The organism is Candidatus Ponderosibacter sp. Uisw_141_02 (assembly GCF_048087665.1).
In the GTDB taxonomy this organism is placed as follows: domain Bacteria; phylum Pseudomonadota; class Alphaproteobacteria; order Puniceispirillales; family Puniceispirillaceae; genus UBA3439.
The window spans coordinates 29,420-42,021 of sequence record NZ_CP159807.1 but is presented as its reverse complement, the minus strand read 5'-3'; the positions used below and the strand labels follow the sequence as shown (position 1 = coordinate 42,021).

The window sequence follows — 12,602 nt, the reverse complement described above, 5'->3', positions numbered from 1 at the left end:
TTTAGATCATGTTTAAAAAGCTTCTGATTCTGTTTTCGACCGTCATTGCCGCCGCCGCTGCGGCAAGCTGGCTTGCCAGCCAGCCCGGGGCGGTGCAAATCGAATGGCTTGGCTGGCGCATGGAATTGCCAACAAGTCTGGCGGTTGCGCTGATTGTTATCTTTGCGCTTATTCTGGTGTTTTTTGATCGGCTCTTGCGCGCCATCCGCGCGATGCCGCGCTGGCTTGGCGGACGGCTTCGTCAACGCCGTGACGATGCTGGCCACCGTGCGTTGACATTGGGGTTAATGGCGGTATCGGCAGGCGAACCGGCCGAGGCGCGCAAACATGCCAGCCGCGCCGAGCGTTTGTTAAAAGAACCAAAACTCACCGGCCTTTTGGTGGCGCAAGCAGCGCATCTTGCCGGTGATCATCAAGCAGCGCGGCGTTATTTCACGTCAATTTTGGATGATCGCGAAACAGCTTTTCTTGGTCATATCGGGTTAATGCGGTTGGCGCTTGATGACCATGATCCGGTCAAGGCCCGCCAATCGGCAAAAGCTGCGCTGGCGCTCAAGCCAAATTCGGTGCTGGCGGCTGATCATCTTTTCAAGCTGGAGACCGGCCGCAAGGATTGGGACGCGGCGCTTCCGGCGTTGGACGTGATGGCGCGCCAGCAGAAAAAAACCAAATCAAAAACAGCACCTGATCAATTGGCGCTTATTACGCGTCAAGCTTGCGCGCTGCATTTTTTAAAAGCCGGTGAATTGCAAGAAGATGATCGCAAATCAGCCGAAAAAGAACTTTTGACAGCGTTAAAGATTGACCCGGGATTCCTGCCAGCCGTCACCATGCTTGCCGATCATTATCTTGATGACAAAGCGCATGGGCGCGCGGCGAAAATTCTGGAAACAGCGTTCAAAATTCACCCCCATGACAGCATTGCAACAAGGCTAAAGACGGCATGGAAAAGCAATGATGGCCAATTTATCGCAAAGCTGAGCAAGCTGTTGGCACAGATTGAGTCAAGCCAACAGAAAGCGGCATATTTTCTGGTTGCCAAACAGGCACGCGATGCGGGGCTTGACGGTGAGGCTGAACGATTATTCAGCGCGGCGCGCGATCTTGATGGCGGTGAAGAAGATACCCAGTCACTTTGGCACTGCGCATCTTGCAAAAGCAGGCATGATGATTGGCAGGCATTTTGCCCCGCTTGTGATGAATTTGCCACTTTGGTTTGGCAGCGGCCAGCCGGAACAAGCCCGCTTATCACGCATGATTCATAGCCCCGTTAAGCCCTATGCCACCGCCCCCATTGGCGTGGCTATCGACAAGATTTCATCGCGGAACTGATTTGCTGATGTTGCGTCAAACGCAATAAATAATGCGCTATGGTTTGTCGCGTTTATCCGAAGCGTTACGTCCACGAATAATATTTGCGATAAACATGGTTGTTCTTGGGTAATAGGCATAGGGCTTGTCATTGCTGGATACCGGCCGTGCAATGGCGCGCCAAATGGTAAAGCTCATCAACAAAATATGCGCAACGGAAATATAAATGAACAAATATGATGTTCCGAATCTGCCAATAATATAGCCTGCGATGATCGGTGAAATGATGGCACCAAGCGCATAAAAGAAAATCAAAGATGCGCTGAGGTCCAAAACATCATCAGGGTCGGCAAAATCATTCGCATGTGCAGCCGATATTGAATAAATCGGAAAGGTGCTAATGCCAAATGATAGAGCAAGCAATAACGATACGCTATGCCCTTGCGCGGCGAGACCGACAAGATCACTGCCAATCGCCAAACAGACAACCGTCGAAAGGATGCTGAAAAACATCAATACCGAGCGGCGGTCAAAACGGTCGGCCAGAAAGCCAGCTGGCGGGTGAACAATAACACCGCCAATAACTGCCGCCGTCAAAAAATAGGAAATCTCTAAATTCGACATGCCCAGATCGGCAACATAGAGCGGTGCGATTGATCCAAAGGCCGATGTTGAGATACCGGCAATTACCACGCCAAGAGTGGCAAGAGGTGATATTTGATAGGCCAAGTATGGACGAAATTTCTGGGTCGTTGGAAGGCTTGGCTCTTTGCTTAGGGTTACCGCCAGCGGGATGAGCGCAAGACACATGATCATGGCAAGGATATTATAGGATATATAGCTTGCCGGTGTCAGCACGCCGATCAGACTATTCGCAAAAATCTGTCCGACAAAATCGGCAATCCGGTAAATTGAAAAGACTCGTGCGCGGATTTGGTTGGTGGCTTTGGCTTGAAGCCAGCTTTCGATAACGGTGTAACATCCGGCAACCGCAAAACCGCCAAGAATTCGCGCAAATGTCCAAAAATATGGATCGGCCTTAATCGTATGAGCAATGATAGATATCACGCCAACAGCAGCAAGAATTGCAAAAGCACGTGAATGTCCGGCACGATAAACCAGCTTTGGACCAAGCAAGCAGCCACATAGGAATCCGGCAAAGTGCCCCGAGGCAATTAGCCCAATATCAACGCTGGTAAAGCCAAGCGCCGCACCCGAGATGCTGTCGAACGGACGAAGCGCGCCTATACCCATCTGCACAAGCATGACGGATAAAAGCAAAGCTGAAAGAGAAATCAAAAGCTGCATTGCGGCGATTGCCAATCTGCTGATAATGACGCCATTATTGTGCCCCCGAAATGCATTTCAAAAAAGCCTATTTACATTTTGATGCGTGGCAAGAGATGGTTATGGGGCTAGGCAATGATCAGACCGCCTATCGCGGTGGTAACGTTAATTCGGCGGCAACATGATGTTGATCAAGTGAGTTTTGAAGACCGCCGTTCGCAATCAACTCGCCAATAACATTATTTAGAAACCCAACGGCTGTTTGTTTGGTCTTGGCGACGCCGCAGGCTTGCAAAACACTGGTGAAAGGTGGTTCAATGATCCGGTAGTTGCTGTCTGTGGCAATCTCGTCCAATAATTTTGACTTCAGGCTCGCCAGAACATTCGCGCGGCCAGATTTGAATAATTCATGCGAAGCCGCAATTGTCGGTGTTCGGATCATGCCGGCATTTGCAAAATTGCTTGTCAGCCACAGATCATAGGCACTGCGTCCATAGGCGGCGATGAAAATGCCGCGCTGATCGATATCGGCATTCGTGCGATAGGGATCATTCTTGTGAATCATGAAATTGGCATCAATCTGAACATAGGGCCGCGTGAAGGCAATATGTTTCGCACGGGCAGGTTCGACAGCAATATTGCCAATATCCCAAATATTGTCATTCACGCAATCAGCCAATTGGCCAGGATTTTCAAAACAGATGAAGTCACAAGGCACATCGAGTTTATGGGCAATCTGGCGGGCAAGATCAGGCGAAACCCCATCTGGTGTACCATCGGGGCGCTGGCCTGTTACCAGCAGGAAATTAGCCATATTTATGCCAACCCGAAGCCTGCCTGTTGGTGCCAATAAAGCGAGAAGATTCTGGGTCATTTGATAAGCCTCATTAGCGGCGGAATTACAGATCAACCTGCGGAATATGGCAATGGATGATATGCCCTGGTGCGATTTCCTGTGCAGTGGGTATATTGTTTTCGCAGATGCTACCAAGCTTGCGTGGGCATCGTCGCTGGAACGGGCAGCCCGTTTTTGGTGGTGATAATTCAACCGCATCATCAGCCGTCAGACGTGGCGCAACATCCGGATCAGGTTCCAGCACCGCACCAAGAAGCGCATCGGTATAGGGGTGGAAAGGCGCCGAATAAACCGCGGCAACAGGGCCAATTTCACAAATGCGACCCTGATATAAAACAGCCACCCGATCTGAAATTGCCTTCACCACAGCAAGGTCATGTGACACGAAAATATAGGTTGTTCCGTCTTGCCGTTTCAACACATCAAGAAGATCAAGCACGGCCGCCTGTACCGATACATCAAGTGCCGATGTCACTTCATCACAAAGAATGATCTCTGGGTCTGCGGCAAAAGCGCGGGCGATTGCGACACGTTGCTTTTCACCACCCGAAAGCTGGCTTGGAAGCCGTTCGAGATAATGTTCGCCAAGCCGAACCTGTTCGAGGATGGCGATGCTACGGTCGCGAAGGGGCGTGCCGGAAAGCCCGTAATAAAGACGCAGCGGCTGCGCCAGAATCTGGGCAACCGTATGACGCGGATTAAGACTATCATCAGGATTCTGGAAGATGATTTGCACTTGACGAAGATAGGCTGCTGGCCGTTTTTCGACCATTGTATCCAATGGTTCGGTTTGGTTCAAAATGATGTTGCCCGATTGAGCTGGCACCATTCCGGCAATGGTTTTCAAGATGGTTGACTTGCCGCTGCCGCTCTCGCCAACTAGCCCCAATGTTTCGCCCTTTTTTATGTCAATCGTAATCCTGTCTACGGTGCTTGGCGGGGTATCTTGCGGTGTAAACAGCTTTGACAAAAGCCCGGGCCGGCTGTAGCTAACCGCCAGATTGGCAAGTGAAAGCGCAGTATCCTTATCCGCGACAACGGGGTTTGACCTTGCTGATTTTTCAGGCTTTCGATTGAGCTGGCCAATCTGGTCATGGTGAAAACAGCGAACGGCCTCGCCAGTTTCAAGATGGTTCAGTGGCGGCGGTGACGAATGGCAGGTTTGATCAGCCAGCTTGCACCGATCGACAAAAGCGCAACCCGTAATGGTTTCGCTTGGCATTGGTGGCCGCCCGTCCAGTGCCTGTGGCAGGCTGGCTTCATTCAACCGTGGTATTGATGCCAGCAGACCATGTGCATAAGGGTGACGCGGCGATAAAAGCACCTGCTTTGCGCTACCGGTCAGAACGGTTTCGCCAGCATACATCACCATGACTTTGTTGCAGACGCGGGCGATTGCACCAAGATCATGGCTGACATACAGCATCGCAAGATTTCGGTCTTTCGCCAAATCACGAAGCAGCTCCATAATATGGGCTTGCGTGGTGACATCAAGACCGGTGGTTGGCTCGTCGAGCAGCAACGCTTCGGGGTCGCTAGCAAGCGCCATTGCAATGGCCACCCGTTGTTGCTGGCCGCCCGACAATTCATGCGGATAGCGATCGGTAAGCCCAATCGGATCGGGAAGGCGAACCTGACTCAAAAGATCAATCACACCCGCGTCAAAGCGGGTTGCCGGAAGATCGCTATGCAGGCGCAAGGCTTCAGTGATCTGCTGTCCAATCCGCAAATTCGGGGTCAAGGACTGGCCTGAATTTTGCGGGATCAGCGCAAGCCGCCCGCCACGTAGGCGTTGCAGGGCATTGCGCTCGATATTCAGCATGTCGATCCCGTCAAACTGAACCTGTCCTGAAATCACATGAAGCCCGCGTTTGAAATACCCCATTGCGGCCAGCGCCAAGGTGCTTTTTCCCGATCCGCTTTCCCCAACCAGCCCGATGCTATCACCTCTGGTAATGCTTAGATTTACATCACGCAGAACCGGAATGGTTTTACCGCTTCGGCTGGTATAGCCAACTGAGAGATTCTTTATATTAATGAACGGACTTTGTGGCATTTTACATAGGTGCCTTTTGAGCGCGGTCAATACCAAGCGCCTTGGCCAAGGCATCGGCAGACAGGTTAATGCCAATAATCAGTGATGACAGGCCAATGACCGGTGCGATCACGCCCCATGGGGCAAAGGACATAAAGCCGCGCGCATCCGAAATCATCAATCCCCAATCAGGGGTTGGCGGCGACACGCCAAAACCAAGAAAGGAAAGTGAGGAAAATGCCAGTAACATCCATGACCAACGCATAGCACCTTCAACCATCAATGTATCAAGAACATTGGGTAGAAGTTCGCGCCAGATAATGCTGATCCGGCTATGGCCTCGCGCCTTTGCCGCCCAAACAAAATCGCGCGCGATGATGTCATGTGTTGCGGCGCGGGCAACGCGTATCACCGGAATCCCATAAAAGAACGTCAAGGTTGGGATCAGCACGCCAATACCGGTGCCGAAGGTGACAATCAATACCAGCATTTTGAGAATCCACGGCAATGACAGGAACGCATCGACGATCCGCATCAGCACTTCATCAACACGGCCACCGACAAGCCCAAATAAAATGCCAATAAACCCGCCCCAGATCACGGCAAGCGGTGTTGCAATGCCGGTCACAAGCAAGGCCTCGCGCCCACCCATCAAAGTGCGTGACAAAATATCCCGCCCCAGATGATCAGCGCCAAGCCAATGTTCGCTGGACGGCGGGCTTAACATCAGGCTCGAATTCTGTAATTTGAAATCATATGGCGCAATCGAGGGGCTTAGCAGTGCGAGCAGAATATGAAAAAACACCAAAGTCAGGCCAATACGCCCTGATGGCCGTGCCAGAATATCCCTCATGACCGTTATAAAACGACCATGTTCCTGCTGATGGCTGGTAGAAGATACGGTCATTATTTTCTCATATACATCGTACGGAGTTTGGGATTGGCAATCATCGTCAACAGATCCGCTGCAAGATTCACGCATACATAGACGCTGGCAACGATCAGTGCGATTGACTGAACAACCGGCAGGTTTCGGTCAGAAATTGAATCGATCATCAGCCGTCCAAGGCCTGGATAGTTGAAAACGACTTCGATCACAACAACACCGCCAAGCAACCAGGCAATGGTCAATGCCACAACATTGATCGCCGGCAGTAACGCGTTAGGAAGCGCGTGCCGAAACACCATCTGCCAATAGGGAACGCCTTTCAAAGTTGCCATCTGAACATAGTCGCTGGCCATCACATCGATAACTGATGAGCGCACCATGCGCATAATATGAGCGCACATCACAAAGGATAAAACGATCACCGGCAGCAAAATTTCAGGAAAGAATTCGCTTGCCGGTGCCGCTGCCGAGGTCAGGACAATGCCGGGCAGCCAGCCAAGCCAGACGCTGAGCACAAGAATAAGTAATGTTGCCGAAACAAATTCGGGAATGGTCATGGCAAAAATAGCCAGAGTTGACGCGATGATGTCGGGAAGGCGGTCACGCCATAGCCCACTGACAACACCAAGAAGCAGCGCCAGCGGAATGCCCACAGCCATGGCGCAAAAAGCCAGAAGGAGGGAATTTTTCAGCCGGTCGCCGACAATCGTGCTGATTTTGGTTGTACCATCGGCGGCAAGGCCAAGATCACCAGTAATCGCGCCTTGCGTCCATTCGGCAAAGCGGTCAATCGACGGCCGGTTTAAATCGAGATCCTTGCGGCATTGAGCAAGAAACTCTTCATCCGCCTGATATTCACCAAGAAACTGAGTGCAGGCATCGCCCGGAAGCATCTCAACACCAGCAAAAATGATGAGAGAAACAATACATACCGTCACGCCACCAAGTAAAACCCGTCTTATCAGCATGAAAAGCACAGCGTAGCCACCTTTTGCTCGTTGGTTTGGTTCGCATAAAAAAGGGCCAGCTCTACAGCGTGTTGCGCCATCAAGCTGGCCCCATCATTTTTAGATGAATGGATCCAATTATTTGACCGTTACTTTATGCCAACGGATAGAATGGTTTTCCACCGCATCAATGCCGTTAACATTGGCACCCATCACATACAGCTTGGACACATGATAGGGAATTAATGTACCAGCGGTTTGGTAAAGATGCTCTTGTGCCTGAACATACAGCGCCCGGCGTTTGTCAAAATTCAACTCACGGCGTGCATTGGCTAGAAGGGCATCAAAATCAGCATCCTTATAATAGGATTCGTTCCATTTTGCTGTTGAAAGATAGATTTCATGCAAGGCTGAATCGGCTGGACGCTCGTTCCAGCGTGTTGCCGAAACGGGCTTTTGCATCCATATGTCTTTCCAATATCCATCGGATGGTACCTGTTTGATATTCACCCGGATACCCGCCTTTGCGGCCTGCTGCTGATAGGCCTCGGCAAGGGTTGGCCAGGTTGGTTCCAATGTTGCGACATAGACATCAACATCAATACCATTGGCAAAACCCGCTTCGCTTAGAAGTTTTTTGGCACCGGCAATATCTTGTGGACATTTAATATCAGCACGATATTGGTCATCAGGCTTTACCGGCGTGTCACAGGCAATTGTGGCCGATCCGCCCAGTATAAGCTTGACCAGTTCACCACGGTCAGCCGCCATGCGAACTGCTTGGCGAACGCGAATGTCGGTAAAAGGAGCAACATCAGTACGGAATACCAGACCGCGCCAATTGCCGGTCGGCACTTCCATCATTTTGAATTTATTGTTGCTGGCAAACATAGGCTTTTGCTGATTGGTCACCTTATCTTCAAAATGAATCTGGCCACCAAGCAAGGCTTGCAAGCGTGCCTGACCATCACCGATGCCGATGATTTCCATATTTGCAACGCCCGGCGCACCTTCCCAGTAATCCATATTGGCTTCAAGCTTAGTGGTGCCAGCAGCGTCAAATTTCAACAGCTTGAACGGGCCAGTGCCAATGCCTGATGCCGCGATGCTGTCACCCGATCCCTCTGGGATAATCCGCAAACGATAATCCATCAGTTGAAGTGGTAAATCGGCAAATGGTGTCGACAGTTTAAAGGTCACTGTTGATTTGTCCGGTGCTTCCATCTTTTCGATCATCTTGATGGCGGATCGCGCAGGCGATTTATTTTCCGGGTTCAGGACACGGTTGAATGTGTAAATTACGTCGCCAGAATCAAAGGCGCTACCGTCATGAAATTTAACGCCATCGCGTAATTTCAAAGTCCATTCGGTGGCTTGTGAATTTGCCGACCATGAAACAGCAAGATCCGGGCTTGGTGACCCCTTCATATCTGGGCGAATAAGCCGGCTCATCAGCTTTTCCGTAATCTGCAAGACACGGCCGCGTGATGCCGGATCAAGGCTGGATTTGTCACCAAACCCATATTCATGGGCCTGTTTGAAAGTGCCGCTTGGCGCAGCGATTGCACCGCCACTAGCTAACACCATCAGTGTTGCTGCAATAAGATATTTTTTCATTGCTAATTCCTCCTCGTGATGCAGTCCCTTTATAATTTACATAAATCAGTGACTTGCGCTTGACTATGCAGAGAATTGGCCGACCGACAAACTCTCGCTTTACCCAATTATTGGCACGTAACTATGGTATTACCAATAATTGATAACAAATATAATTTGCAAATAAATACATTTGCATACCGTATAGGTTATATTTTTTAATTCGCATTGCCTATTCAGAAAAAACTGCTCAGACTGATGTTGTTTGCAAGACGAAACGGCAACCAAAGCGAAAGGCGCAACGCGACGCCAAAGCTGCCGGATAACGGAAATCATGGCCAGATTTTGGATAGTGATATGAGTGGGCTGATTCAGGTATTTGTTGTTGGCGGCGGAGGTTTTACCCATTCACAAGATGGTGATGGTCGTGATGCACTGCTTGAAGATCGCCTGCTTGCACTGGTTGGGCCCGTTGCCAAATTGAAAATCGGCTATATCGGACACGCCAATAATGATCGGGCGGATCGGCTCGCGGCTTTTTACGCGCGGTTTGCGGGCTGTGCGCGAACAACGCATTTGCCAATAACGGCAGATGCGGCGATGGCGCAGGATTTTTTGCAGGATCTCGATATTCTATATGTTGGCGGGGGAACAACAACAGCAATGCTGTCACATTGGCGCAACGCAGGTATCGCCGATTTATTGGTAGCGGCGGTGCAAAAGGGACTTGTCGCATCAGGCGTTAGCGCCGGAGGGATTTGCTGGTTTTCCGATTTGCTGCTGAAAACCAAAGATGATTGTTTTGAACCCCAGTTTGAACAGCATAAGGGGCTTGGCCTTATTGCGGGAAGTGCCTGCCCGCATTTCAGCAGCGAGCCAGCCCGAAAACAGGCCTTTGAAATGGCGATTGCCAGTCGGCAACTACAATCAGGAATCGCCATTGATGATGGTATTGGCGTGCATATTATAAATGGTGTTGTTGCCGAGATTGTGCGCGCCCGCAGCAGCGGATCGGCTTATCTGCTGGTACCAGATGGTGACATAAACACCCATCAGCCGCTTATGCGCGGTCACAGGCTTGGAATGGGATCAACAAATGGGGATGCAGGCATATGAGACGGGGTGAAGGGTCGGGTCGATCAAGAACAGGGCGCATCAGGCGGGATAAAAACGCTGCTGATAACCCTTTCGAAAGCCTCGAGGGCAAGCGTATTATCGGTTTTGGGCGAGGCAACGGCCCGCTAAATGACGCTGACATGGTCGCGGTTCATGAGGCGGCCTTGGCACTACTAGCAAATACCGGCCTTGGCGAAGCTTCACCAACCGTTGTTGATCTTGTCGTGACCGCTGGCGGCAAGCTTGATTCGCGTGGCCGGTTATTATTTTCACCGGATTTGGTGACGGTGGCGCTTGCTGGTTTGCGGCGCGATATCACGCTTTATGGGCGCGCCGGTGATAATGACATGACGCTGTCACCAGGGGCTGTTCATGTTGGCACCGGTGGGGCATCGCCATTGATCTTTGATGCAGGGCTTGGCAAATATCGCGAATCCAATCTTGTGGATCTTTATGATGCAGCGCGGCTTGTTGACCGACTTGACCATGTTCATTTCTTCAGCCGTCCGGTTGTTGCTCGCGACATGCCGGATGCGCGTCATCTTGATGTGAATACTGCCTTTGCCTGTCTTGCTGGCACGGCGAAGCATGTTTTTACCAGCGCCTCGTCACCAGAATCGGTAAGGGATATTGCGACCATCTGCTATCAAATTGCCGGATCCGAAACGGCGTTTCGCGACAAGCCGTTCCTGTCGCTGAATGTTAACCATGTTGTGCCACCATTGCGGTTTGATCCAATTACGCTCGATGTGATGGTCGAAGCAGTGCGCTTCGGCATTCCAGTGATGGTTAATTGTTTTGGCCAGCTTGGTGCCTCAAGCCCAGTCACAATTGCCGGCTGTGTGACGCAAACGATTGCCGAAACTCTTGCTGGAATGGTGATTGCCTGGTTGGTTAATCCGGAGGCGCGCGCCGTTTTTGGTCCACGACCGATGATTACCGATTTGCGAACCGGCGGTATGGCAGGTGGCAGTGGTGAGCAGGCCTTACTGACCGCCGCCGCCATTCAGATGGCACGCTTTTACCAACTTCCCTCATCAACAATCGCGGGGGCGACCGATAGCAAAAGCCCCGACGCGCAAAGCGGCTATGAAAAATGTTTGAATGTCACACAGACGGTTCATGCAGGGGCCAATATCATCACGCAGGCCTGCGGTGCGCAGGCTGGCCTTATGGGACTGTCACTTGCAGCACTGGTTATTGATAATGACATGCTGGGAAGCATTCTGCGCGCCAGCGGCCCTGTTGCCGTATCGCCCGAGACGATTGCGCTGGAATCGATCGATCGGGTGGCGTGCGGTATTGGTCATTTTCTTGGCGAGCCAGAAACCTATGCGCGGATGCATTCAGATTTTCTATATCCGAAAACTGTTGATCGTCTGGGCATAGAAGCATGGGAGGAAGCAGGCAGCCCTGATATTCGCGATCATGCACATGATCGGGTCAAGATGATTCTTGACGATCATCACCCGACCTATATTGATACCGAAAGTGAAATGATATTGCGCAAGACACTTCCTATTTTGCTGCCGCCAAGAGATCAAACCTAAGGTGCAGATTTGATAATCGGGTCATTTTTGAAAGCTGTGATTATAATGTCTGCCAATTGTCTGGTTTCCTTACTCATCATGTCAATACCGCGAGTGATGATTGCAATGTGATATTGCATATTCTGCACAATCGGCCGGATCATAACGCCGCCTGACGCCACCGACATGCGCGCCGAAAATGGATCAACAATAGCCGGAACACCCGCCTCACGAACCAGAGCAGCGCCAGCCAGAACATTGGCAACACTATAGCGCGCATTACTCTGGAATTTTTCGGCAAGGCTGGCATCCATGCCTTGCATTTCAAGTGGATAGACACTGCCAAATGTCACAAATTCCACCTGTCCGGCAACATCCCTTAAATCGATTGGGTCTGGTGATTTTGCCAAAATATGATCCTCAGGGATTAAGGCGACATAATTCACCATGGTCTGGTAAAGAATATCCACGCCAACATAAGGCGGCGAACGCGAGACAATGCCAAGGTCAAATTGCTGCAGCCGAATCGCGTCGACAATGGCCGGTGTATTGTGCGTGTATATGATCGAATGGGTCGTGTCATCCTGCCGCCGCATCTGGCCAAGCACCCGCGGCAAAAGCGACGTCGAAAATGTTGGAATAACACCGATGGAAATCTTGCCAACCGCCTTTTTGCGAATTGAGGCTGCCAGATCATCGAGCCGCTCAATATTGAGGAACGTGCTTTCAACCGCCGAATGAAAGCGTCGTGCCTCGACAGTCGCAATAATGCCGCGCCCCTGACGAACAAAAAGGGCAAAACCAAGATTTAACTCAAGGTCGCGAATGAGCCGCGTGACACTTGGTTGCGAGACCAGCATTTGCTTTGCTGCACCAGTAATCGAACCAGTTTGCATTACAGCGTTAAAAGCCTTGAGTTGGCGAAAATTCATGTTATCCCCTTTTAATTAATCATACCTTTTTTCTATCAATTCATCCAATAATTATATTTGCCTAATGATTAGGCCGACTGATACCGTTTATTCATAGCGTCGAC

At 50.8% G+C, this 12,602-nt stretch carries 10 protein-coding genes; 3 read left to right on the top strand and 7 right to left on the bottom strand.

The window, feature by feature from the left end:
- Window positions 1-8: 8 nt before the first annotated feature.
- Window positions 9-1,265 (top strand): heme biosynthesis protein HemY, encoded by a 1,257-nt coding sequence (locus tag ABXT40_RS00195; RefSeq protein ID WP_443645832.1) that lies wholly within the window; start codon window positions 9-11, stop codon window positions 1,263-1,265.
- Between the two features lie 103 nt (window positions 1,266-1,368).
- Here ABXT40_RS00195 and ABXT40_RS00190 read toward each other — a convergent pair whose 3' ends face one another.
- The 6 genes from ABXT40_RS00190 to ABXT40_RS00165 form a co-directional block, all read right to left on the bottom strand.
- On the bottom strand, window positions 1,369-2,619 hold the full coding sequence (locus ABXT40_RS00190) for an MFS transporter (protein ID WP_443645831.1): 1,251 nt from the start codon (window positions 2,617-2,619) through the stop codon (window positions 1,369-1,371).
- Window positions 2,620-2,746: 127 nt separating this feature from the next.
- Window positions 2,747-3,472: a transporter substrate-binding domain-containing protein gene (locus tag ABXT40_RS00185; protein ID WP_443645830.1), complete on the bottom strand. Its 726-nt coding sequence runs from the start codon at window positions 3,470-3,472 to the stop codon at window positions 2,747-2,749.
- Between the two features lie 25 nt (window positions 3,473-3,497).
- The gene (locus tag ABXT40_RS00180) at window positions 3,498-5,510 is read right to left on the bottom strand and encodes an ABC transporter ATP-binding protein (protein ID WP_443645829.1); all 2,013 of its coding nucleotides are present in this window, start codon (window positions 5,508-5,510) and stop codon (window positions 3,498-3,500) included.
- 1 nt (window position 5,511) lies between these two features.
- Window positions 5,512-6,396: an ABC transporter permease gene (locus ABXT40_RS00175; RefSeq protein WP_443645828.1), complete on the bottom strand. Its 885-nt coding sequence runs from the start codon at window positions 6,394-6,396 to the stop codon at window positions 5,512-5,514.
- The gene (locus ABXT40_RS00170; protein ID WP_443645827.1) at window positions 6,396-7,355 is read right to left on the bottom strand and encodes an ABC transporter permease; all 960 of its coding nucleotides are present in this window, start codon (window positions 7,353-7,355) and stop codon (window positions 6,396-6,398) included. The genes ABXT40_RS00175 and ABXT40_RS00170 overlap by 1 nt, the downstream gene beginning before the upstream one ends.
- A gap of 108 nt (window positions 7,356-7,463) precedes the next feature.
- On the bottom strand, window positions 7,464-8,942 hold the full coding sequence (locus ABXT40_RS00165; RefSeq protein ID WP_443645826.1) for an ABC transporter substrate-binding protein: 1,479 nt from the start codon (window positions 8,940-8,942) through the stop codon (window positions 7,464-7,466).
- A 336-nt stretch (window positions 8,943-9,278) separates the two neighbouring features.
- Between ABXT40_RS00165 and ABXT40_RS00160 the strand changes: the two genes are divergently transcribed.
- Window positions 9,279-10,037 (top strand): Type 1 glutamine amidotransferase-like domain-containing protein, encoded by a 759-nt coding sequence (locus ABXT40_RS00160; RefSeq protein WP_443645825.1) that lies wholly within the window; start codon window positions 9,279-9,281, stop codon window positions 10,035-10,037.
- Window positions 10,034-11,587, top strand: a complete 1,554-nt coding sequence (locus ABXT40_RS00155; RefSeq protein WP_443645824.1) for a trimethylamine methyltransferase family protein — start codon at window positions 10,034-10,036, stop codon at window positions 11,585-11,587. Before ABXT40_RS00160 ends, ABXT40_RS00155 begins: the two co-directional genes overlap by 4 nt.
- Here ABXT40_RS00155 and ABXT40_RS00150 read toward each other — a convergent pair.
- Entirely contained in the window at window positions 11,584-12,498 is a 915-nt protein-coding gene (locus ABXT40_RS00150; RefSeq protein WP_443645823.1) for a LysR family transcriptional regulator, read from the bottom strand. The two genes, ABXT40_RS00155 and ABXT40_RS00150, sit on opposite strands and share 4 nt — an antisense overlap.
- Between the last annotated feature and the right edge of the window lie 104 nt (window positions 12,499-12,602).

What these genes read in the sequence shown, in the direction of transcription:
- ABXT40_RS00195 (WP_443645832.1), top strand. Translation starts at nt 9, where the DNA reads ATGTTTAAAAAGCTTCTGATTCTGTTTTCGACCGTCATTGCCGCCGCC.
- ABXT40_RS00190 (WP_443645831.1), bottom strand. Translation starts at nt 2,619, where the DNA reads ATGCAGCTTTTGATTTCTCTTTCAGCTTTGCTTTTATCCGTCATGCTT.
- ABXT40_RS00185 (WP_443645830.1), bottom strand. Translation starts at nt 3,472, where the DNA reads ATGACCCAGAATCTTCTCGCTTTATTGGCACCAACAGGCAGGCTTCGG.
- ABXT40_RS00180 (WP_443645829.1), bottom strand. Translation starts at nt 5,510, where the DNA reads ATGCCACAAAGTCCGTTCATTAATATAAAGAATCTCTCAGTTGGCTAT.
- ABXT40_RS00175 (WP_443645828.1), bottom strand. Translation starts at nt 6,396, where the DNA reads ATGACCGTATCTTCTACCAGCCATCAGCAGGAACATGGTCGTTTTATA.
- ABXT40_RS00165 (WP_443645826.1), bottom strand. Translation starts at nt 8,942, where the DNA reads ATGAAAAAATATCTTATTGCAGCAACACTGATGGTGTTAGCTAGTGGC.
- ABXT40_RS00160 (WP_443645825.1), top strand. Translation starts at nt 9,279, where the DNA reads ATGAGTGGGCTGATTCAGGTATTTGTTGTTGGCGGCGGAGGTTTTACC.
- ABXT40_RS00155 (WP_443645824.1), top strand. Translation starts at nt 10,034, where the DNA reads ATGAGACGGGGTGAAGGGTCGGGTCGATCAAGAACAGGGCGCATCAGG.
- ABXT40_RS00150 (WP_443645823.1), bottom strand. Translation starts at nt 12,498, where the DNA reads ATGAATTTTCGCCAACTCAAGGCTTTTAACGCTGTAATGCAAACTGGT.